The organism is Bacteroides sp. 1_1_14, assembly GCF_000162515.1.
GTDB classification, from domain to species: domain Bacteria; phylum Bacteroidota; class Bacteroidia; order Bacteroidales; family Bacteroidaceae; genus Bacteroides; species Bacteroides thetaiotaomicron.
The window spans coordinates 1-24,046 of the sequence record NZ_GG774713.1; the positions used below are offsets into that span (position 1 = coordinate 1).

18 protein-coding genes, 2 tRNA genes and 1 rRNA gene are annotated in these 24,046 nt (G+C 40.6%); 16 read left to right on the plus strand and 5 right to left on the minus strand.

What is annotated here, in order from left to right; genetic code table 11:
- Positions 1 to 174 precede the first annotated feature (174 nt).
- The 8 genes from rrf (at position 175) to HMPREF9007_RS02295 (ending at position 6,579) form a co-directional block, all read left to right on the plus strand.
- Positions 175 to 285 (plus strand): 5S ribosomal RNA (gene rrf / locus HMPREF9007_RS02330).
- A 323-nt stretch (positions 286 to 608) separates the two neighbouring features.
- Positions 609 to 1,052 (plus strand): hypothetical protein, encoded by a 444-nt coding sequence (locus HMPREF9007_RS02325; protein WP_008763542.1) that lies wholly within the window; start codon positions 609 to 611, stop codon positions 1,050 to 1,052.
- A gap of 152 nt (positions 1,053 to 1,204) precedes the next feature.
- Positions 1,205 to 2,002 carry a MotA/TolQ/ExbB proton channel family protein gene (locus tag HMPREF9007_RS02320; protein ID WP_008763543.1) on the plus strand — a complete coding sequence of 266 codons (798 nt, stop codon included), beginning with the start codon at positions 1,205 to 1,207 and terminating at the stop codon, positions 2,000 to 2,002.
- 29 nt (positions 2,003 to 2,031) lie between these two features.
- A complete protein-coding gene (locus HMPREF9007_RS02315) occupies positions 2,032 to 2,637 on the plus strand; it encodes a biopolymer transporter ExbD (RefSeq protein WP_008763544.1) in 606 nt (201 codons plus the stop codon).
- A gap of 15 nt (positions 2,638 to 2,652) precedes the next feature.
- Entirely contained in the window at positions 2,653 to 3,306 is a 654-nt protein-coding gene (locus HMPREF9007_RS02310; RefSeq protein WP_008763545.1) for a biopolymer transporter ExbD, read from the plus strand.
- A gap of 26 nt (positions 3,307 to 3,332) precedes the next feature.
- Positions 3,333 to 4,145: an energy transducer TonB gene (locus HMPREF9007_RS02305; protein ID WP_008763546.1), complete on the plus strand. Its 813-nt coding sequence runs from the start codon at positions 3,333 to 3,335 to the stop codon at positions 4,143 to 4,145.
- 1 nt (position 4,146) lies between these two features.
- Positions 4,147 to 5,091: a substrate-binding domain-containing protein gene (locus HMPREF9007_RS02300; protein ID WP_008763547.1), complete on the plus strand. Its 945-nt coding sequence runs from the start codon at positions 4,147 to 4,149 to the stop codon at positions 5,089 to 5,091.
- Positions 5,092 to 5,112: 21 nt separating this feature from the next.
- Positions 5,113 to 6,579, plus strand: coding sequence for a tetratricopeptide repeat protein (locus tag HMPREF9007_RS02295; RefSeq protein ID WP_008763548.1), 1,467 nt, complete (start codon positions 5,113 to 5,115; stop codon positions 6,577 to 6,579).
- Positions 6,580 to 6,672: 93 nt separating this feature from the next.
- Here the strand turns inward: HMPREF9007_RS02295 and HMPREF9007_RS02290 are convergent, their stop codons facing one another.
- Entirely contained in the window at positions 6,673 to 8,310 is a 1,638-nt protein-coding gene (locus HMPREF9007_RS02290; RefSeq protein ID WP_032850763.1) for an alpha-galactosidase, read from the minus strand.
- A gap of 242 nt (positions 8,311 to 8,552) precedes the next feature.
- Positions 8,553 to 8,625: transfer RNA gene (locus tag HMPREF9007_RS02285), tRNA-Pro, on the minus strand.
- 797 nt (positions 8,626 to 9,422) lie between these two features.
- Here HMPREF9007_RS02285 and HMPREF9007_RS02280 point away from each other — a divergent pair.
- The 7 genes from HMPREF9007_RS02280 to HMPREF9007_RS28110 are packed head-to-tail and all read left to right on the plus strand — an operon-like array spanning position 9,423 to position 18,907.
- The gene (locus tag HMPREF9007_RS02280; RefSeq protein WP_008763550.1) at positions 9,423 to 10,013 is read left to right on the plus strand and encodes a DUF3575 domain-containing protein; all 591 of its coding nucleotides are present in this window, start codon (positions 9,423 to 9,425) and stop codon (positions 10,011 to 10,013) included.
- Positions 10,014 to 10,031: 18 nt separating this feature from the next.
- Entirely contained in the window at positions 10,032 to 11,450 is a 1,419-nt protein-coding gene (locus HMPREF9007_RS02275) for a DUF3868 domain-containing protein (RefSeq protein WP_032850764.1), read from the plus strand.
- A 54-nt stretch (positions 11,451 to 11,504) separates the two neighbouring features.
- Positions 11,505 to 13,523: an Mfa1 family fimbria major subunit gene (locus HMPREF9007_RS02270; RefSeq protein ID WP_008763552.1), complete on the plus strand. Its 2,019-nt coding sequence runs from the start codon at positions 11,505 to 11,507 to the stop codon at positions 13,521 to 13,523.
- 10 nt (positions 13,524 to 13,533) lie between these two features.
- Complete coding sequence (locus tag HMPREF9007_RS02265; protein WP_008763553.1) at positions 13,534 to 14,550, plus strand: FimB/Mfa2 family fimbrial subunit; 1,017 nt, start codon at positions 13,534 to 13,536, stop codon at positions 14,548 to 14,550.
- Entirely contained in the window at positions 14,547 to 15,635 is a 1,089-nt protein-coding gene (locus tag HMPREF9007_RS02260) for a hypothetical protein (protein WP_008763554.1), read from the plus strand. The genes HMPREF9007_RS02265 and HMPREF9007_RS02260 overlap by 4 nt, the downstream gene beginning before the upstream one ends.
- Positions 15,636 to 15,680: 45 nt before the next feature.
- Positions 15,681 to 17,465, plus strand: coding sequence for a hypothetical protein (locus tag HMPREF9007_RS28105; RefSeq protein ID WP_317197951.1), 1,785 nt, complete (start codon positions 15,681 to 15,683; stop codon positions 17,463 to 17,465).
- Complete coding sequence (locus tag HMPREF9007_RS28110) at positions 17,462 to 18,907, plus strand: hypothetical protein (protein ID WP_317197950.1); 1,446 nt, start codon at positions 17,462 to 17,464, stop codon at positions 18,905 to 18,907. Before HMPREF9007_RS28105 ends, HMPREF9007_RS28110 begins: the two co-directional genes overlap by 4 nt.
- Positions 18,908 to 18,991: 84 nt before the next feature.
- On the opposite strand, the gene HMPREF9007_RS02250 is transcribed toward HMPREF9007_RS28110, so the two are convergent.
- Both HMPREF9007_RS02250 and HMPREF9007_RS02245 read right to left on the minus strand, forming a co-directional pair.
- Entirely contained in the window at positions 18,992 to 20,203 is a 1,212-nt protein-coding gene (locus HMPREF9007_RS02250) for a site-specific integrase (RefSeq protein ID WP_008763555.1), read from the minus strand.
- 377 nt (positions 20,204 to 20,580) lie between these two features.
- Positions 20,581 to 20,653, minus strand: a tRNA-Phe gene (locus HMPREF9007_RS02245).
- Positions 20,654 to 20,857: 204 nt separating this feature from the next.
- On the opposite strand from HMPREF9007_RS02245, the gene HMPREF9007_RS02240 reads away from it, so the two are divergent.
- Positions 20,858 to 22,117 carry an ATP-binding protein gene (locus HMPREF9007_RS02240; protein WP_008763556.1) on the plus strand — a complete coding sequence of 420 codons (1,260 nt, stop codon included), beginning with the start codon at positions 20,858 to 20,860 and terminating at the stop codon, positions 22,115 to 22,117.
- Between the two features lie 66 nt (positions 22,118 to 22,183).
- Here the strand turns inward: HMPREF9007_RS02240 and gadC are convergent, their stop codons facing one another.
- On the minus strand, positions 22,184 to 23,896 hold the full coding sequence (gene gadC / locus HMPREF9007_RS02235) for a putative glutamine/gamma-aminobutyrate antiporter GadC (RefSeq protein WP_008763557.1): 1,713 nt from the start codon (positions 23,894 to 23,896) through the stop codon (positions 22,184 to 22,186).
- Between the last annotated feature and the right edge of the window lie 150 nt (positions 23,897 to 24,046).

The window sequence follows — 24,046 nt, forward strand, 5'->3', positions numbered from 1 at the left end:
TTTCGGACGGTGCGGATCGCGATATATACTTTAGCTTTTTAATTGTACAATTGACAAATGACAATTGACAATTAGATTAACAGATACTTGAATTACTTTTTATCATGTCGATAACTTATCATGACAGCTGCGATAATTGTCATTTGTCAATTGTCCATTGTCAATTGAAGAAATTCAGGTGGTTATAGCACGAGGGTTCCACCTCTTCCCATTCCGAACAGAGAAGTTAAGCCTCGTCACGCCGATGGTACTGCGTAACAGTGGGAGAGTAGGTAGCCGCCATTTTTAGAGAAGCCCTTCCGGTAGAAATACCAGAAGGGCTTTATTGTTTTGGATACTTTCGGATTTAAGACTGGAGAGGATTTATTGATTATACATATTTCTCTCAATTATTAAACTTGGCGGACTTCTTTAAAACGTATGTATGCCTAACTACTTTTAACACATAAAATCACAAACTGCGAGAACAAAACACTTTGTACGTTGTTTCAATAATAGAGTTAAACTTTTATGCTTAAATGATGTGAATAACGACAAACGGATATATTTAATTGCTACATTTGTCGCCGAAATACGAGAATTCGATATAAACAACTAAAATAAATATCATGAAAGGTTCTGTGAGATTCATATTAGCGATTGTTCTGCTGATGCTATCATATAGCATAGGTGGAAATGCTATGAATATCACTTCATGTATTTCTCAGAACGAATGCTCTTGTCAGTTGTCTGAATCAACTTCCGATACGAATTCTAATTCTTCATTTAAGACTCGTTCGCTGGGGTATGACAGATCATCCCAGTCTTTGTCTATTTCTGACGTAGAATTAGGCTTTAAATCAGTAACAGAAACATCTTCTAATAATTATCGTCTGCGTAGAATCATTGAATCCAATGATTTCTTTAAAGACGTTATGTATAAGTTCTTCTTGTTAAGAGAAAACTCACTTGTATTAGATCAAAGTAAATCCTATTATTCGGATAAGGATCCACATTACTCCATTATCTGTAGCGACTACTACGTGTTCGCTCTAAGACGTATCCTTATTTAATTACTTATCCCATCTTATTTACTTTTTCGTACCCTGTATGAAGCTGTGTGACTTTCATTCTTGAAAAGTCACAGGGTCTATAGCGCAGTGTATCTAATCATTTGAAAATTTTCTAAATAACTAAAATTAATATCTTAACAAAAAAACTTATTATGGAAACTACTAAAAAGTCTCAGATTGTAGGTATAAAGAATGCCGGTATCGTAATCATCTGCTGTTTCATTGTAGCAGTGTGTATTTTTCAGTTCCTGTTGGGAAATCCGTCTAACTTTATGAACAATGACCCTAACAACCATCCATTGAACATGTTGGGTACCATTTACAAAGGTGGTGTGATTGTGCCTGTTATTCAGACACTGTTGTTAACTGTACTCGCTTTGAGTATTGAACGCTTTTTTGCTCTTCGTTCTGCTTTCGGTAAAGGCTCGTTGGCTAAATTTGTAGCTAACATCAAAGAAGCTCTGGCTGCCGGTGACCTTAAGAAAGCACAAGAGATTTGTGACAAACAACGCGGTTCTGTTGCCAATGTAGTTACTGCTACTTTGCGCAAGTATGAAGAAATGGAAAAGAACACTGCTTTGCCTAAAGAACAAAAGCTGCTGGCTATCCAGAAAGAACTGGAAGAAGCAACTGCTCTGGAAATGCCTATGATGCAGCAGAATCTTCCGATTATCGCTACAATTACTACTTTGGGTACATTGATGGGATTGCTCGGTACTGTAATCGGTATGATCCGTTCATTTGCCGCATTGTCCGCCGGTGGTGGTGCCGACTCTATGGCTTTGTCACAAGGTATCTCTGAAGCCTTGATCAATACGGCTTTCGGTATCTTGACAGGTGCGCTGGCTGTTATTTCTTACAACTACTTCACTAACAAAATTGACAAATTGACTTACGGACTCGACGAAGTCGGATTCTCTATCGTGCAGACTTTTGCAGCTACTCATTAATTTGGCGAACCCTTTAAAATCTATTAATCATGGGTAGAGCGAAAATTAAAAAGAAAGATACGTTCATAGATATGACCGCTATGAGTGACGTAACTGTATTGCTTCTGACTTTCTTTATGTTGACATCAACATTTGTGAAGAAGGAGCCGGTGCAGGTTACCACTCCAGCCTCCGTATCGGAAATCAAGATTCCGGAGACAGATGTACTCCAGATTCTGGTTGACCAGGAAGGAAAAATATTTATGAGTCTCGACAAGCAGCAGGATATGCAGGCTGTCTTGGAGAGTATGGGTGAAGAGTATGGCATCAAGTTCACTCCGGAACAGGCAAAGAGGTTCACAGTGGCTTCTACGTTTGGAGTGCCTATCAGAAGTATGCAGAAATTCCTTGACCTCCCGGAAGATCAACGGGACAAAATTCTGAAGAATGAAGGAATTCCTTGTGATAGTACCGATAATCAGTTCAAGTCGTGGGTACGTAATGCACGTGCCGCCAATGCTGATCTGCGAATTGCTATTAAAGCGGACGCTTCAACTCCATACTCAGTGATAAAGAACGTAATGAACTCACTTCAGGATTTGCGGGAAAATCGGTATAATCTGATTACTTCTCTCAAAGCAGAATCTGAAAATTAAAAGGGAGGAAAGACAATGAGTGCTGAAGTACAAGAGAGCAGCGGAAAAAGAGGAAAAGGCAAGCAGAAGAAAATGACTGTCCGGGTAGACTTTACCCCGATGGTGGATATGAACATGTTGCTGATTACTTTCTTTATGCTTTGTACCACGCTGAGCAAGCCTCAGACGATGGAAATAAGCATGCCGAGCAATGACAAGGATATAACTGAACAACAAAAGAGTATGGTGAAAGCCTCTCAGGCAATTACATTATTGCTGGGAGCCGATAACAAGCTCTATTACTATGAGGGAGAGCCTAACTACAAGGATTACACCTCATTGAAAGAGACTAGTTACGGGGCAAACGGGTTACGTGCCGTACTTCTTCAGAAAAATGCTGCAGCTGTTAATCAGGTAAGAGCTTTGAAACAACAGAAGCTCGATCTGAAGATAACAGATGACGAATACAAAAAGAAGGTTTCCGAAATAAAAAGCGGAAAAAATACGCCGACCGTCATTATCAAGGCGACGGATGATGCTTCTTATATGAATCTGATTGATGCATTGGACGAGATGCAGATATGTAATATAGGTAAATATGTGATAACGGATATTGCCGAAGCTGATGAGTTCCTGATTAAGAATTATGATGCTAAGGGAGAACTGTCACAGAACTTGGCCGATAAATGATGTAACACCTAAAAAAAGAAAGTAAAATGGCAAAATTAGATTTAGCTTCTTCGGAATGGTGTCAGCTGATTTTTGAAGGCAAGAATCAAGCGTACGGCGCATATAGAATGCGTGCCAATTCACCCAGACGGCATACTATTGCAATGCTGATTGTGGTGGCGATAGCAATCGTTGGATTTACTATCCCTACGCTGCTTAAGTTGGCAACCCCGGAGCAAAAGGAAGTAATGACAGAGGTAACAACTTTGTCGAAATTGGCAGAACCGGAAATCAAACAGGAAGAGATGAAACGGGTAGAACCGGTTGCACCTCCCCCTCCTGCATTGAAGAGTTCTATTAAGTTTACTGCCCCTGTTATCAAGAAAGATGAAGAGGTGCACGAAGACGATGAGATCAAGAGTCAGGAAGAATTGACTTCTACCAAAGTGGCAATCTCCATTGCCGACGTAAAAGGTAATGACGAAGCCAACGGAGCCGATATTGCTGACCTGAAGCAAGTGGTGACACAGGCTGCAGAACCGGAAAAAGTATTTGATATGGTAGAGCAGATGCCGACCTTCCCCGGTGGACAGCAGGAACTGATGTCATACCTTGGAAAAAATATCAAGTATCCGACAATTGCGCAGGAGAATGGAACACAAGGTCGCGTTATTATCCAGTTTGTGGTAGAGCGTGACGGTACTATCACCGATGTGCACGTAGCTCGTGGTGTAGACCCTTACTTGGATAAAGAAGCCGTGCGTGTGGTACAAAGTATGCCGAAATGGATTCCTGGTAAACAAAATGGTAAAGCGGTACGTGTGAAATTCACCGTTCCGGTAATGTTTAGATTACAGTAAGATGATGAAGAGACAATTTTGGCTGGTAGGAATCGTTTTGTTGGCGGTGTTGAGTGCTTGCCGTTCCAAATCGGATGGACCGACGGATACGTATTCGTCTGGGGTGATATCTATTGCGGCGGATGAAAGTTTTGAGCCTATTATACAGGAAGAGATAGATGTGTTTGAAAGTCTGTATCCTTTGGCCGGAATTGTTCCTCGCTACACGACGGAAGTCGAGGCTATTAATTTACTTCTGAAAGACAGTGTCCGGTTGGCTATTGCAACCCGGACATTGACTGAGGAAGAAATGAATTCCTTTCACAGCCGCAAGTTCTTTCCCCGCGAGATTAAGCTGGCTACAGATGGTCTGGCATTAATCGTCAACCGGGACAATCCGGATTCTTTGTTGACCGTACGGGATTTCAGCCGCATCCTCACTGGTGAGGCGAAAGACTGGAAGGATATAAATCCGAACTCCCGCCTGAAGAGTATTCAGGTGGTGTTCGATAATAAAAACTCCAGCACTGTACGCTATACAATGGATTCTATCTGTGGTGGAAAACCACTGGCTACTGACAATGTCAGTGCCTTGAAGACCAATCAGCAGGTGATAAAGTATGTAGCAGAGAACCCCGGAGCAATGGGAGTCATTGGTGTGAACTGGCTGGGCAACCGCAGCGACACCACCAACCTTTCTTTCACCGAGGAAATCAGAGTAATGGCAGTGAGTGCGGAGGATGTAGCTACTCCTGCTAACAGTTATAAGCCTTATCAGGCTTACCTGTATTATGGTAACTATCCATTGGCACGACCCATTTACGCATTACTGAATGATCCTCGCAGTGCGCTGCCTTGGGGATTCGCTTCTTTTATGACATCCGACAAAGGGCAGCGGATTATATTAAAATCTGGACTTGTTCCGGCTACTCAGCCAGTGCGTATTGTCCATGTGAAAGACGAATAATAACTAAAATTAGAGACTATCATGAAAAGAGTACAAATGTTTTTAGCTGGAGCGTTTATAGCAGTTGGGTCGCTCTATGCGCAATCATCTGATGCCGAATGGCAGGCAGGAGTTGCAAAATTGAAAGAAACCATTCAGACGAATCCGGCTCAGGCCAATGAGGAAGCTGAACAGTTGATAAAAGGAAAGAATAAAAAGAATGTGGAACTTCTGGTGGCTATCGGCGAGGTATATCTGAAAGCCGGAAAACTTCCGGAAGCACAGGAGTATGCTGCTCTTGCCAAAAAAGTGAATGGCAAATCGGCTCTTGCCTCCGTACTGGAGGGAGACATCGCCTTTGAGCAGAAAAACGCCGGTCTGGCATCTCAGAAATATGAAGAAGCTATCTATTTCGATCCGAGTTGCACAGAAGCATATCTGAGATATGCGGATATTTATAAATCAGCCAATGCTGCTCTGGCCATTGAAAAACTGGAACAGCTGAAAGCCCAGGAACCGTCCAACACAGCCGTAGATAAGAAACTTGCCGAAATCTATTATTTGAAGAATGATTTTAGTAAAGCCGCCGAAGCTTATTCGCGTTTTGCGATGGGACCGACAGCGACAGAAGAGGATTTAGTGAAATATGCATTTGCCCTCTTCCTGAACCATGACTTCGAGAAGTCACTTGAAGTGGCGAATATGGGATTGAAAAAGAATGCGCGTCACGCGGCGTTCAATCGTCTGGCAATGTATAATTATACAGACCTGAAGCGCTTTGATGAAGCAATAAAAGCGGCGGATGCTTTTTTTACCGAATCGGACAAGGCTGATTATTCATATCTTGACTATATGTATTACGGGCATTTGCTCGAAGCTCTGAAGAAATATGATGAAGCTGTAGGACAATATGAGAAAGCCATACAATTAGATCCGACAAAGACGGACTTATACAAAAATATCTCTTCTGCTTATGAACAGAAGAATGATTATAAAAAAGCAATCAGTGCTTACCAGAAATATTATACATCCCTTGATAAAGAACATCAGACTCCGGATTTACAATTCCAGTTTGGCAGACTTTATTATGGTGCAGGTACGCAGACTGATTCGCTGACAATCAATGCTGAAGAACGCAAGCAGGCTTTGATGGCTGCTGATTCTGTTTTCCATTCCATCGCAGAAGCAGCACCGGACAGCTACCTGGGTAATTTTTGGAGGGCACGTGCCAATTCCGCACTTGACCCTGAAACGACTCTTGGACTGGCGAAGCCTTTCTATGAGGAGGTAGCCACCCTGCTGGAAAGCAAGAATGATCCTCATTATAATTCAGCTTTGATTGAGTGCTACAGTTATCTTGGATATTACTACTTGTTGGCTATTGAAAATCCGGCACTGAAAGCGGAAGCAATGGCGAATAAAGAAAAATCGAAGGAGTATTGGAGCAAAATTCTGGCTATAGACTCCACTAATGCTACTGCTAAAAGGGCATTGGATGGCATCAAATAGTGAATAATTTTAGTTGTTTGTCGTGACAGGAGGAGTGGAGAGTGATCTTAGCTCCTCCTTTTTTATTGTCACGTTTAGCTGTTTTTCAGTCTGTTACATTCCTTTGGTAAGCGTAAAGCAGTCGATGTCCGGTGCCCAGTTGTAGCTGTTGCCCATACGGATATGATTGTAACCGGCTTTCAGATCAACGGGGATTGTGACTTGATTGTGCTTGTCATCTTCTCCCAGTGAATCGATTTTGGTTACGATGCCGTTGACATCTATCTCCAGTTGTCTCCCTTTGCCGAATGAATAATGAACCGTCATTTGGTAACGTCCGCCGTCTGCGCTGTATACTTCCGCCCATTCTGCGTAATTCTCCGGTTGTCCGCCCAAGAAACCTACTTTCATTTTTCCGGAAGCTTCCTGATCGGCGGCATATATGATGCCTTTCGGATTTTTGCCAAGATCATTGAACATTGGCAGGTATGCCCATTCTGCTTCATATAATGTCGGTTCCAGACGTGTTTCGCCTTCCATGCGGAGGAACATAGCGCTGTGTGCAGGAAGCGTTTGCTCAAAGACATCAGAGAAATTTCCTAAATCACTGCGTTTTGCCAAGTCACGTACTTTTACGTTCCCGCCAAACTCCAGTGCCGAGAAAGGTACGGAGAAGCTGCAAACAGTATCCGATGGATTGTAAAGAGCAACGGCACGTACATTACCACGTTTTTGTTCGATGTCTTTTACCAGTACATAGCCTTCGTTCTCATGTTGTGCTACGTATGCCTGCAAGCCCAACGGGTCTTGGTTCAGAGCGATTAATTCTTTGTTTGTCAGCAGTTCAAGAGAAGATTCCGGCAAACTTTCCAGATTACATCCGATCAGCAGAGGCGAGCTCATGATACACCATAAGCCGAAGTGAGCTTCTTCTTCTGTCGGGGTAAGTCCTTTTCCTCCTACTTTGCTGTTGTCGCGGAAACCGATGACCATCATATCCATATCATTGTAGTGCCCGTCTTTGGCGTAGGCAGACAGGTATAGGTTTTTGCCGACCACATATCTCAATGACCCCCAATGTGCATTGATGTCACCGCTGATACGCCATGAAGTAGCTACATCCTTTGCCCATGTGCCGGGAAAAGCCCAACGGCAGATGTTGACAGAGACGTCCTTGTTTACTTTGTCGATGCTGTTCCGGATGGAAGTATAGCGTTCCTGTTCATTCAGGCCCAGTACATCTCCGCCGCAATAGTCTATCTTGATAAAGTCGAATCCCCAGTCGCCGAAATAGAGTTGGGCGTCTTGTTGCTCATGTCCGTAAATACCGGCACCTACTCCTGCATGATCGTTGTCCCAGATAGAACCGCAAGTGTTGTTGCCGGCATCTGTATAAATACCGGCTTTCATTCCAAGACTATGTATATGGTCGGCAACCGGTTTCATGCCATTCGGGAAACGGTTTTTGTTGGTCTGCATCTTTCCATTGCCGTCCCGTTCGCCGAAGAAACCATCATCAATATTAATATAATGATATCCTGCGTCTTTCAGACCTTTTTTAACCATCAGGTTGGCCTGATTCTTAATAATATCTTCACTGATATCTACCCGGAAAGCGTTCCATGAGCTCCAACCCATAATAGGGGGATTGACTGCTTTTTCACTTCCGGACTGAGAAACCTGAGTTTCTGCACAACTAACACATAACAAGGAAACTACCGCTGTGGCTAAAAGGTGGAATCTGTTTTTCATGATGTAATAGGTTGATGAATTAATGGGATTAAATGAAATATTGGTAACAAAGATATAAATGAATCTATTGGCGTGCAAATAAATTAAATTGAAAATAGGGAGGAATCGAACGAAAAAGAAATTGATTATTGAATTATCCGATGGATGATCAGTACTTCATACCCGCCGTCCCGATTTCGTCCCGGCTGTTTTAAAAAATAAGGATTAACTTTCTGAATCTCAGTAAGCTAACCCTTATCTTGTCGGAATGAGGCGACTCGAACGCCCGACCCCTACGTCCCGAACGTAGTGCGCTACCAACTGCGCTACATTCCGCTCTTGAATGTGATGTTGCTGAAAATTGAGCTTTGAAAATTTTTATTCGTAAAACTCTGATTAACAATACAATTATTATCACATTATAGTCAAAGAAATAGATTGTATATATGTTAAATGTTTAACCTATATTGCTCTTATTTTTTTGACGGTGCAAAGATATGGAAAAGGTTCGATTTATCCAAATACTATAGGAATATTTTTTGGAGGGAACTTCATAATGTATTCTTTTATAATGATAAGAACAAAGCTATATCCCGTGTTCTTCTCTTTAGTGCTGACTTTTAAGACAAAGAGTTTATCTCCTAATGAGAAACTGAAATATTCATTATTAGGTATATCGGCAATATGCAAAATTGAATATATGCGGATATTTAGTTCTAGTATATATACAATTTAAGTACCTTTCTTCCTAAGAGATGTATCCAATCTGTTGCAAAATTATATAAAATATTGTAAATGACAATGTAAAATATAAACTTTTTTTAGCTAAACTATTAAAAACTAGGGGATTTGCAAAACTTTGTAATCTATACATATTTCTAGTTAATTCATTATTCGTTGAAATTCAATTAATTACAATTATATTACAGATTGGAAACTTCTCTTAGGAAGAGATATATTTGAAATGTCATTTATTTCTACTCATATATATAGGGGTGTTGAAAAGATGTATGTAACATTGATTTGATATATAACGTATGTCTAAAATATTTCTATTTCCGATATATAGGATAAATAGGATTCGAATTGTATGCGTGTATGTGTGAATTTAGTAATATATAATACTTATATATATGAAAAAAAACAAATTGAAACTGTATGCAATTATGATTTTTGTGCTTCTTTGCACAGAAGTACATTGTCAGAAAGTAGCAATCAAAAGCAATTTATTGTATGATGTTACTGCAACTGTTAATGCAGGAATAGAAGTTGGCCTTGCTCCGAAATGGACATTTGATCTTTCCGCCAACTATAATGGCTGGACTTTTTCACATGAGCGTAAGTGGAAACATTGGCTTCTACAACCAGAAGGGCGTTATTGGTTTTGTGATCGTTTCGCTGGTCATTTTGTTGGTGTTCATGCTTTGGGTGGGCAGTATAACATTGGTAATCTGAACAATCATATTTCATTTCTTGGAACAGATTTATCTGTGCTTTCTGATCGTCGTTATCAAGGTTGGTTTGCCGGTGGTGGTATTGCTTATGGTTATGCGTGGATATTGAACAAACGTTGGAATTTGGAAGCGGAGTTAGGTCTGGGCTGGATTTATACTCGCTACGACAGTTATCCCTGTACCCAATGCGGTACAAAAATAGCCGATGGAAAATCGCATAATTATGTTGGACCTACAAAAGCGGCAGTCAATCTTATATATACTTTTTAAATCACACAAATTACGGATATGAATAGAACAACAAAAATATTTTGTAGTAGTTTGCTATTCCTACTCTTGATGATGGGAGCAAAGGCTCAAACAATAATGGGCGGTAATGTGACAGTATCTGACCTTGCCGTGTCTCGTTCGGAAGATAAATTGTTCGTATCAATGGATATTGATGTTTCGGCATTGAGTGTAAAAAGTAACCGTGAAGTGATTCTTACGCCTAGATTGTCAGGAGAAGGTAATGAATTGAACTTACCTTCGGTGATGATAGCTGGTCGCAACCGCTATTATCATCATCTACGCAATGGCTTGTGTACGGATGATGTGATGCTTTATCAAAAAAACAAAGTATCTGTGGTCAAATATCGTACAGTCGTACCTTATGCCGATTGGATGAAACGTGCCATGCTCAGTACGGGCAATGAAACATGCGGTTGTTGCGGCGAGGCACTTGTTGATGGCAACGAGCCTCTGTTGGTACTTCAGTTGGAGCCGAAAGAATTTGTGCCTGCCTATGTATACATTCGTCCGAAAGCAGAACCGAAAATTAATGTACTGGAAGGTTCGGCTTATATTGACTTTCCTGTGAATCGAACAGAAATTCATGAGGATTATCGTCGTAATCCGACTGAATTGCAAAAGATACTTAATACTATTGATGCGGTGAAGAATGATGTGGATACACGGATTATCTCTGTCAGCATTAAAGGATATGCTTCGCCTGAAAGTCCCTATTCGAATAATGAACGTCTGGCGATGGGACGAACGAAAACACTGAAAGAGTATGTACGCAAACAGTACGATTTTGCCGATTCACTATTCATTACCGATTACGAGCCGGAAGATTGGGCAGGACTTGAACGTTATGTAGAAAACTCGTATCTCGAAAACAAAGCAGGTATTCTGGCATTAATCCGCAGTAACCTGGAACCAGATGCAAAAGAACGTAGCATCAAGACTGCCTTTCCCAAAGATTATGCATTCTTACTGAAAGAGGTTTATCCGGGGCTTCGTCATTCAGACTATGCAGTCAAATATGAAGTGCGTACCTATACTGATATCAACGAAATCAAACGTCTGATTAAGACACAGCCACAGAAGTTAAGTTTGAACGAGATGTATCTTGCTGCACAGGATATGAAACTGGGGAGTGAAGAATATAATGAAACATTCGAAGTCGCTGTACGTATGTTCCCTGATGATGAAGTTGCTAATCTGAATGCTGCAAATGCCGCAATGGACAGGGGGGATATGAAGAATGCGGAATATTATCTGAAGAAAGCTGGAAACTCACCTCAGGCTGTTTATGGTCGGGGAACATATGCTGCCTTGAAGAAGGAGTTTGATATGGCAGAGAAAATGTTTACTGAAGCTGCACATAGGGGGCTGGCTGATGCGGAGGAGATGTTAAAGCAAATAAAAGAGATAAAACATTAACAGGATCTAAATATAAAAACATAGAAATTATTAATTCATTCAAAGTTGCAGATTATGAAAAGAATTAGCAAGTATTTTTTATGCCTTTTTGCCGTAGTTCTCACAGCAGGTTGTGCTGAGGATAAACTAGGTGAAACAGAATTTGACCCTACTGTTTATGAGGGAGATAAGGCATACATGACAGTACAGGTAACTATGCCGTCTGTACCCGGTTCGCGTAGTAATACGGTTGAAGGTGGTGGCAGCAATGTTGGTGTCGAAATCGGTAAAGATTATGAGAACAATGTGAAAAGAATGTACGTGGTACTTGCCCGCAGCACGGATAATGCATTCATTGCTTTTGGTGACATGTCGGACAAGATGAAACAATCCGCAAATAAACAGGCTTATATCGGAACTTCCGAAATAACTAAAACACAGTTGTCTCAGTTCTATAATGATACAGAAACACCAACTGATAAAAAGGAAGTGAATGTATTTATATTTTGTAACCCGACAGATGAATTGGTAGAACTTATCAGTAAAACTGAATATAAGAATACGACATGGTATAATGCAATTTGCAAGGGTGACGATAAGGAATTAGGAAAGATATGGAGCAAGAATGAAGGTGGCAGCTTCCTGATGTCCAACTATTCCATAGCCAAACGCTTGCTTCCTAATACGATGAATGACTGGTTGTTATATAATGAAGCTACTCCGTTTAATCTTTCCGGAATAAACAATGCGGGAAGTTTGTCACAAGTAGACAACAGTGTAGGTGGTGCAGTGAAAGTAGAACGCGCAATGGCACGTTTCGATTTTAGAGATGGTAGTCGTAGTTTGCCTGAAAATATACGTCCTCAGGAAGGCAATACCTATCCGGTTGTACAAGATATTGCACCGGACGGAACACCTGGTGCTTACATTGTAAACGTTCAATTAGGTAAAATGGCTTTGGTGAATATGAATAATAGTTTTTATTATTTGCGTCGGGTATCTGATAATGGACTTCCGGCACAAGCTAGTCTTTGCAGCCCGGAAAAGCCCTGGTTTACCGTTGCGGGAGGTGGGGAAACTCATCTTGTTGGTAATTATGTCGTGGATGTGTGGGCAACCGAGAAGAATCAAGGCATTGAGACAGCAAGATTAAGTGAGTATTTTAATTACCCTCTCTTTCAAGCTGACGGCTCAATAGACAATACAAAGCAAGATCAATGGAACACACATTTATTATCTAACATTCTTGGTGGTGAAGCAGATACAGATAATAGCTGGAATACTGGTAACAAATATGGTGATTATCGTATATGGCGATATGTAACGGAGAATACAATTCCGGGACCGGTTGACAGACAGGTAAACGGTATAACAACCGGTATTGTTTTCAAAGGAAAAATGATAGCTACTGAAGATGCTGCTAATAGCTCTGACGAAGATCTCAAGCGCTTGGCAGAAGTTATTAATTACACTGCTTCTGATTTGAAGCGTGATTCTTATAAAGATCCGATTATTTATATGTTTGGCGGCAATTTGTATGTAAGTTGGCCAAATGTGCGAAAAGCAGTGAAAGCTGTTGCATACAACAAAGAGACCAAAACATGGAGTCGTTCTCATCCGCTTTATGTGGCTGTATATGGTACCGGTGGTACAGGTGAGGAAGGGGATGCTAGCCCTCAAGATGAAAGTAGTGCTAATTCTAAATGGAACACTTGGGACAGAAACAACAAAACACTTGAAGGTTCTTATCTCAGTGATTTCAGACAAGCAGCTACTGATGCCGGCATAACCATCTATCAGTCAAGCGAGGACAAAGACGGTGGTTGGGGCTATTATTGCTACTATTATTATTGGAATCGCCACAATGACAATGGTGTGGAAGGTGAAATGGCTCCGATGGAGTTTGCTGTAGTTCGCAACAATGTTTATAAACTTGCTGTAACTAACATTTCCCGTCTTGGGCATCCACGTATTTCAGATAATGACCCTGATAACCCAGGCCCTGATACTCCGGATGAGCGAGGTGATATTTATCTGACAGTTTCGGTAGATGTATTGCCTTGGGTGGTTCGTGTCAATAATATCGATTTTTAAGAAACCAAAGATGCATAATAAAAAACGAAATATAATTTCAGGGTTTATCAGTACGGTGCTTGGCATCGTACTGATAAATTTTGCCTTTTCATCGTGTGAACGTATTTATGAAGATCTTGCTCCATGTCCGCATGGCGTGTCACTACGCTTCATTTACGACTACAATATGGAATATGCCAATGCATTTGCTAAGAAGGTGGATTGTCTGACATTGCTGGTCTATGATGAAAATGGCAATTATGTGGATACTCGCATAGTGACGGGTACGGAGTTGCAGGACGAGAATTATCGCATGAAGCTGGACCTCAAACAAGGAAATTATCATTTCGTAGCTTATGGTGGTCTGGCTTGTAATAAGAGCTCTTTCCTTATGAAGTATACACCCGGAGAAGGAACTGGATATACCGATTTGCAAGTGGAACTGGATTCGGAATGCTTGACAAATCCCAGACGAAAGAACTTGCATGGTTTGTATTGGGGTGAACTTACTCTCGCAACTGCCGACCTTTACAGTGAAGGCACCGTTGAGATGATGAAGAACACCAATAATATTCGTGTTGTGTTGCAACAAATGAATGGTGAGCCGGTAGATGATAAGAAATTTGAATTTGAAATTACCGATGATAATATACTGTTCAGTTACGATAATAATTTGCTTGAGAATGGTATGGTGACATACACTCCATGGGCGCAAGGGCAAGCTTCGGCAGGATTCACTGATGAGGGAAGAGAAGTGGTGGTAGCTTATGCCGAACTATCTACTTCACGGTTGATGGTGCGTGACTGGTACTCGCCTAAGCTGACGGTGCGTCGCAAAGCAGATGGTGTGGAAATTATCAATATTCCACTTATTAACTATTTGCTTATGCTTAAGAGTGATCTGTATGCAAGCATGGATTCGCAGGAGTTTCTCGATCGTGAAAGTGAATGGTCAATGATATTCTTCTTAAGCCCGAATCTTGAATGGATTAAAACTTATATTAAGATAAACGATTGGACTGTCAGAATCAACGATATAGGACAATGAAGAAAATCGCATATATCATTATACCATGGGCTATTTCTCTCCTTTTTCGGGGGTGTGCTCATGATGCAGATAGTGAAATGTTTGACAGGGGAGTGCCGTTAGTGAATCTTAATATCAGCGTTGCCCTGTCTGACATATCGCAATCGGGTACACGGGCCAGTGATATCTATCCAGAGTCTCCGGTAAATGATAATGAGAAGATGAAAACGTTGCGTATTATTGTAGTACGTAACAATGATAATATAGTGGAACATAACCGGATTTACAATTTGGAGGTTGCATCTACTGATTGTTATAGCGAGCCGATGAAGGTTATCGGAAACGAAAAGAAACGAATTTATTTGTTTGCAAATGAAGCTACGGAAATAAAGACAACGGGATTTTTTCCGAAACGTAAATTGGTAGAGTGCGATTTTGAGAAAATTCAGCCCGGAAGCTTATTCTTTACGGATTATATATCCAACCTAACCATTCGGCTAGGCAGTAATACGGAACGAATCGACGGGCCGTTGCCGATGAGTGGACTTTATATGGTAGATGTGCCTGCCGAGGATTGTGAACGTGAGCTTTCCATAACGAGAGCAGCTGTTAAATTTACTTTCAATATGACGAATGAAAGCAGCCGGTCCATAGAGATCACGAAACTGACTATTGATAAAATGGCGGAAAGGGAGTATTACTTGCCGCATAATGCTACATATATAGAGAGAGAAACGACGGAGGGAACAAAGTTCTGGGACATAAATAGTTTTGATGTTCCTACTTTGAAAGGGTATTATACATATGATGCGTCATCGTTGTTTAAAGGGCAACTACTCCCGGGAGATGAAAATACGAAAACCAATGAGCAACCGATTTACCTGTTGGAGGGGAAGCATAGTGATGACAACAATAAGGAAAACCCTTATCTGCTGACTTTGGGTGTCAACGGAACAGAATTGAAAAGTTACTTGCCAAATCTTCCACAGTTGCCGCGAAATACACATGTGGTGGTAAATATCACAATTAATGAACATGCAATGGATTGCATAGTAGATGTGCGTCCTTATACCGGAATCACACTAGAACCCGATTTCGGATTATAAAAAATGAAAGGAAAGATTTCCTTAAATAACTTTATACAGGAAAATATGAAACGCAACATTATTTATAGTCTTACAGGTATGCTGATATTTGTCTTGACTGCCTGTACAGATGATTGGCTGAACAACGAAGGCGAAAGAATGCCGGAAGGAGAAGTCAGTGTGAGTGCTACTGTAGAGTTTCTTCCTCTTCGGCCGGCTCTGGATGTAAACACTCGTACGGCAGGAGATGTAATCAAAGACATCAATGATCTTTGTGTGTTGCTGTATGATGAGGAAGGAAATCTGGTGAAATCGTACTATCTTCTTCCGAAAGGTACTGCTTCAACGAAAACTACAGATAAATTCGATGTTGATGATATTGACCGTACAGACGCAGATGCGGAAGGAGACAAAACGGCGGAAACCAAAACCAAGCGGGCTACCTTCAAGTTAGCTCAAGTTCCTTACGGCTATTATTACATGTATGCGGTAGCAAATATGGGTAACTTGGCTGAATCGGAAAAAGATAATATACAAACAGTCGATAAACTGAAATCGATTAATCTGACATGGGAAGCAGAAAACTGGTTCTCGACAGAAGAAACTACTGATGGAAAAGTGACAAAAGCTACTAAAAACCATCAGATGTTTGGCTACTTCACAATAAAAGAGAATACACCTGCGGGTGCTAACCGCAATACGGAAGCTTCACGGATAGCTATAAACAAGAAAGATATGGAATTGCATGCATGGATTCGCCGCGCAGCTTCCAAAGTAACCATTGCTTATGATGCCAGTGGATTGAAAGAAGGAGTTTTTATTTACTTGAAATCGGTTCAGATAAAGGATATTCCTGTTAATTGCTACTTGGGAAAAACAAACACACCAAGTGAAAATGAACAATCGTCCTTAATAAAAGACGGAGAAATTATAAAGTATTATACAGGAACTACCCCACCTGCATTTGACGAATCTTATCCGGTGCGTTTAGCTACGGGAAGAGCTTATTATCCGTGTGAAGAAAATGGAACTTTTAAATATGGACACGAAGAGGCAGCTGATGCTTTGTTTTTCTTTGAGAATATGCAGGGAGACCAGCCATATGATAAGCGCCAGGATGCAGATAAAGATGGAGAACTGGATCATCCCGGATTACCTCCTCATCTGCAACAGCCGGACAAAGATTATTCAAAATATAGGCCAAAAGATAACGTGCCTTATGGTACATATATTGAAGTAGACGCTTATTATCGTTCTATTAATGAAGAAAAAGTAGGTAGTGGTGATATTAAATACCGTTTTATGCTTGGCAAAAACATTACAACAAACTATGATGCCGAACGTAATCATCACTATAAACTTACATTGAAATTTAAAAATTTTGCAAATGATGCAGACTGGCATATCGAATATGCTGAACCGGAACCAGGTATTGAGGTGCCTAATCCCTATTATATTTCCTATTTATATAACAGAACGATGGATTTGCCTATAAAAATAAATCCAGGTTATGCGAAAGTGGAAAGTGTGAAAGCGGAAATAGTCAACAATGGTTGGGCGCCTATTGGTGCAGATGCTAATAATTTTGATTATTATCATTTTGATTTGGAAGGCAAGAATGTATGGAATGGATTTCTTTCTTTGCGCCGTACTACTGCAACCATACTTACAACAACAGAAAAAGATGCTAGTGAAGGCTCGGGTATTGTTTATGCAGAAAGCAACCAAGAATACTATAACCGAACTCAACGAGGAAATCGCGAATATGCCGTAGATCCAGGCATTCACGAAGATACTGAATATGGTAATTATTCTGTGCGTAAAGAAGAGGGACGAATATACTTCATATGAGTATACCTTTATATACACGTGCGAAACAGATGATCGCAAAAACTAGTTATACCGGGAATAATCCATATGTAGCCTACCGGCGTCAGGCAAAAATAAAAATAACCGCTACTTTATCGCAGGGTGAGCCATTAACAGAAATAGTTGATATATTCCAGGTACGTCGCGTAGTCAATCCTAAAGGAATATATCGACGGCATAATAATGACAAGCCTTTCCATGTCGTTTTAAAACGTTTGGCACGGGAGAATGCTACAAATTTCGAAGAATTTACTTCCGAGGGGGCTTGGGAAGCTGTTGTTGCAGCGACAACACACGAAGGATTTGTGAAGTTAGAAAAAAGTAGTAGTAACAAGTATACGAGTATAGATGAACATGGTACACTTAAGGGGCTTTCCGGTTCAGTAATTGATTTCAAAATTACTTTCAATGGTACATGTACAGAAAATGAATCCCGCCATGCCGTTATTCGTGTCAGCTATCACAACAATACTTGCAATCACCTTATATTTGTCCGCCAGGGCTATGCTCCTGTAGCTTTGCTTGATGAAGGACGGGCTTGGCATACGTTTAATATGAAAACTGCTACGGAGGAAACAGATTCGCCAGTAGAAGAAGGGTCATTGTTTAAGTGGGGAAATCTGAATGAGCCAATTGATGCGTCAAGTAATAAGCATGAGAAAGAATATTGGATAGAAGTACAGCCGAAAGACTTTAAAGATGATAAAGCCAAGCCACTAAAGATTGCTGGAAAAGAGACTACTAAATTGTGGGATGAAATCACATCTCAGCCTTTTAATACCCCTTTTGAAAAGCCTAGAATCAATGGAAAAGAAGTGGAAATTGCCAATTACGATGATTATAATGTATTGTATAAAAGCAAGGATATAGAAATGGGCTATGGTGTACTCTATGGTGATGATGCTGAGGAAACACTTTCCGATATCAATGAAATATACGGATATCGTTATGGCAGTTCCGGCACATATGGTATGCGTGGTTGTTTTATATATAATAAAACGAATGGACGGAATCTATTCTTTCCGATAGGAGCGTCAGGCTATGGACATAGAAAACAAGGATATGGTGATATGAGAAATTGGCAGGGCGTAGTTACTGGTCAGGGCTATATACATGGTGAGACAAAGAATGCAGTTGTACTCCGTTATTCTGCTGGACGTAGTGATAAATTCAATATGACGGCAGGTGATGAGAAACCTTTGTTTTATGATTTGTATATGCGTCCGGGGGCTATCTATTGGTTACAGCGGGTGTATCCACCAGGACGCGATGGAGAAAGTGATATTATGGCGTGGGATATTAATTATTTCTCTTTTGATTTTAATCTGATTTCTAAAAGTAATGTTTACGCAACTCTTACTGGTGAAAATAAAATAGAAACACCTAAAAGTGATGCATGTTTTATCCGTTGTGTAGAGCCATGATAATCTTATTTATTAATAATGTAGTATTGGAAAACTAAACAGGGCTGACTTTTGGGTCAGCCCTACCAATACTTTTTTTGTATACTATAATGATTTAAGTATAATACTGTTTGCTTTATCCACTATGGAGGCGTCTAACGAGGCTAGATAAATACGTGTTGTGTTTTCGGAGTCATGTCCCATAGCTTCGCTAATAACCGAGATAGAGATATTCTTACTCTTGGCAATGTTTGCCCATGCATGGCGGGCGACATATGTTGTTAGTGTGACGGGGATCTCTAACATTTGTCCTATTACCTTCAGTTTTCTATTAATCAAATGTGAGGCATTTTTATATTCTCTTCTTGGGTCTTTACCGTTATTTTTGATGATAGGTAGTAGATAAGGACTTTCTATAGTGTTATATTTATCGACAATTTTTTGCATGGGCTTTTCCCACTTAATGAACAATTGTTGGTCGGTTTTATGTCTGCGATAGGACAGAACTCCATTTTGCAGATCTTTCTTTTTCAGATATGCCATGTCAATGAATGACATTCCGCGGGTGTAGAACGAGAACATGAAGATGTCTCTTGCATAATCCATCAAAGGGTTTGTGCTCAGATCTAAATTTTGTATTTGGCGAATTGTTTTTAGAGATACAGCTCGTTTTACTGTTTTGTCAATACCGGTATATACATACTTGAACGGATATTGTTGTTGTGTTAACTCTTTTTCTACAGCACGATTGTATATTGCTCGGAGATTCCGCATATAATATGAACAACTGTTTGGACAGACACCGCAGTTTTTAAGGTATATTTCATATTTTATCATCAGATTGGAATTTACATCTTCAAGTAGAACGTCACCATTATTGTCCATAAAACGCTTGAAACTGTTGTATGCTGAGGCATAAGACTCGGCAGTGCGTTCTTTGCCGATTTGTTTTAGTTGTACAATAAGATCTTGTGCGAATGATAGAAAACTGTATTTATTGATGGGGGGAATACGGAATAGCTCTATTATTTTTCCGGAGGTAAAAGGATTGCCCGAATGTTCAAGCTTTGAAATGATATTTTTCAGTCTATGCATGTCTTCTGCTATTTGGCTTGTTAGTTGAGCGAGAAAACGTCGTCTTATGTCATTATTGTCCGGAAGAATGATGCAAGCCAAATGCTTATCCCATTCTGAAGGAAAAATTTTATAGCCGGTATTGATTTGCCTGGTTACTCTGGCATGAATGATTTGATAGAATAATACGCCTTCTTTTGTTTTTACGGAAGAGGTACGGAATTTGATTTTTATTGTTGCCATATCTACATGATTTGTTATATAAAACTATAAATAAATGAATATAACAAATGAGCATTTATCTGTCTCTTTATAAAATTAGTCCTTTGTCATACAGAAAAAATGCCTAATGGAAACATTTTTATTTATCATTCATTTAGGATATTAGAAAACATATTTGCTATAGAAAAAGTTTGTTCATTAAATGAATTTAAAAGTGGGCGAAAAGCTGTTGCTTAACATGAGATGATGATTGAATAAATGCTGTACCAAAATCAATTGCAGAATGGTACCATATTTATGTTGATTCTCATTCCTATTGATTTTACCTGTTCCAGAAAAAGAAAAATCCCTGAATTTTGAAAAAAATCAGGGATTAATATTGTTTTGCTTTTTAAAAGTGGTGCCACCAGGAATCGAACCGGGGACACAAGGATTTTCAGTCCTTTGCTCTACCAACTGAGCTATGGCACCTTTCTCGTTTGCGGGTGCAAAGATAAGTATATTTTTTAATACTGCAATAACTTAGAGAGAATTTTTCGTCTAGTTAGGGAGAAAGAAAAGAACTTTTCTTTTTAGGTAGAATAAATATGCAAATGTAGCATCATTTATTCGGTATATTTTATACTTTTACGAGTCAAAACGATCAGGGCACTACAAACAATAGAATATATTATTATGACATTACAGTTTGTTACAGTTGTTTTATTAGCTGCATTCATTTATCTACTGATTAAGTATCAGTCGGTTAAGAAGAAAATGATATCGGAAACATCTGTAATGTTGCATGAATCCAAAGAGTTAACTTCCATCCTACAGAATATAAACGTTTACTATCTGTTGATTGACAGAGACTTTATCGTTCACAATACCAATTATTATACACTGAATCATTTGACTCCTGTGCAGGGAGAAATAAAAAGAGTCGGAGATTTATTGCATTGCAGAAATGCGATAGCAGCCGGAGAATGTGGAAAACATGAACAGTGTAAATTGTGCTGCATACGTACATTCATAAGCAAGGCTTTTTATGAGAAGAGAAGCTTTAAGAAACTGGATGCCTCTATGCAACTTTTAAGTGAGGATGAAAAGACGGTTATTCCCTGTGATGTTTCTGTTTCGGGCGTTTATCTGAAAATAAACGGTGAAGAACGTATGGTGCTGACAGTTTATGATGTGACGGAACTTCGAAATATGCAGCGCCTGCTGGATGTAGAAAGAGAAAATGCGATTTCTGCCGACAAACTTAAGTCTGCCTTTATTGCCAATATGAGTCACGAAGTCCGTACTCCATTGAATGCCATTGTCGGATTCTCGGGGCTGATGGCTACTGCTACCAGCGAGGAGGAAAAGAAGATGTATACCGATATTATCTCTGAAAATAATGAGCGGTTATTGCGACTGGTAAATGATATCTTCGATCTTTCGCAAATAGATGCAGGCGTGTTGAACTTTGTATATTCGGAGTTTGATGCTAATGATCTACTGAGGGAGCTGGAAGGACTTTTCGGAATGAGGCTGAATGAGAATCCTTTGGTGGCACTGGTCTGTGAAGCACATCTGGAACCGATTATGATGCATTCGGAGAAACAGCGTATAATTCAGGTATTGACGAACTTGCTTCACAATGCGATGAAATTTACTAAAACAGGTGAAATCCGTTTCGGATGCCGTATGGAAGGTACGGATGAAGTCTATTTTTATGTATCGGATACCGGTATTGGTATTCCGAAGGAGGAGCAGGAGAAGATATTCTCCCGTTTTACGAAGCTTGATCGGGAAATGCAGGGAACGGGGCTTGGACTGACGCTTTCCCAAACGATTGTTCATAATTTTGGGGGAAGATTCGGTGTAGAATCGGAAGTCGGTAAGGGTAGTACTTTTTGGTTCATCTTGCCTTTGGTTACGAAGAAAGAAATAACAAATGATGAGATATGAATAATCCCACCTTGAGCATTCCCTGATTCAAGGTGGGATTATTTATGTAAACAATATGTTTAGCTTTTAAGATTTAGGTGTACCCGCATCTTTAATTCCGGAATTTGGCGATCCGTTGCTTGCTGCGGTATTTCCACCGGAAGGAGCCGGATTGCTTGTCGGAGTAGAACCGGAGGTTGTAGAGCCTGCGCTTGCCGGGCCGGAAGTTGGGGTACTTGCTGGTCTGGCAGTAGCGGAACTGACCGGACTTGCAGACGATGTCGAAGCAGAAGCCGGACGAGCGGCATTTGCACTGTTGGCAGTAACACCGGCAGTCACAGCCTGAGGCTGAACTTCCCAATGGAATGGCTCGAAATTAGAGTTCGGATCTACCCAAGACGGTTTCTTGGATGCGTAGATGATAAACGGAGCAACGACTACGATCAATGCACCGATGATCAATACGGAGAACCAAACGGTATTGCTACCGGTAGAAATCTGGCTGGGGGGGATGAAGCTCAGAATGAATGCGAGCAATGAACCACAGAAGCCAAGACCACCAATGAACCACATCAAACCGTTACCGGACTTACCGATACGGAACGGGCGGTTCAATTTCTTCATCTTATAACGCAGTGCGATAGCTCCGGAGAACATTAACAAATACATAATCAGATAAAGAATCACTGTCAGCTGTGACAGAATCTGATAGAAACTCTGTACGGAAGGCATAACGACGAACAACAAACTCAGCACAGTCACAGCGATACCCTGCACGAACAAGATATTCTTCTGTACACCCAGTTTGTTTGTTTTCTGGAAGAACGGAGGCATATAACCTGCTTTACCTACGGCAAAGATACCTTTTGACGGACCTGCAACCCATGTCAGTACACCTGCCAACACTCCGAATGCAAGAGCGATAGCGATGATCGGTGACAACCAGGAAGCGTGAATGTATCTGAAGTAGTTATCGAAACCGACGAGCAAACTCTGAGTTAAGTTAATATCCTTGGCAGGGATAATAACGCCCAGTGCGAAGGTTCCCAATACGAAGATAAGAACAGTGATCAGTGCACCGATAAATACTGCTTTCGGATAGTTCTTGGAAGGGTTTTCTACGTCTTTTACGTGGATACCGCCCATTTCCATACCGGCATAAAACAGGAAGATACTGGCAGCAAGGACGACGTTATCGAAGTTGGTAAAGTCAGGGAAGAAGCTGCTGTGGAAATCCATATTGGATTGTCCTCCGGTTGCCAGATAGATAATACCTAATATAATCAGCAAAGCGGCCGGAATAATCGTACCTACCATACCACCGATTTTGGCTACCTTACCAACCCAGCTCATACCTTTCAGAGAAATGAATGTAGCCAGCCAGTAGATGATAAGAACTACGACGAGGGTGTAATACTTGTTGTTTGCCAGCGACATATCATGTACGTCGTTCATTCCGATGAAGGCGATGGATACGGCACCGAATGTCAATACGGTAGGATACCAGATCGTACTTTCGATCCATTGTACCCAGATGGCGAGGAATCCCAGTTTTTTGCCGTAGGCTTCGCCTACCCATCGGAACACACCACCTTGCTTATCCTGAAACATAGCTGCCAGTTCGGCTGCTACGAGCGATGTCGGGATAAGGAAGACAATCGCCGCGAAAAGATAGTAGAAGGCCGAACTCATTCCGTATACGGCCTCGGCTGGTAGCCCACGCAATGATACTACTGCCGTAACGTTCATGATAGCCAGGGTAAACACGCCTAGCTTCACTGCATTTTTAATATTTGCCATAAGTTAAGGTTTTAAGTGAAAAATATTTTAAAGTCAGTGTTATAACAACATTTTGCGTGAGATGTTTCCGCAATCTCTTTCAAAGTTCGTTAATTAACATCGCCGGATGGCTCAATTGTAAACCTCCGGATGCCTGTTCCGAAACAATCG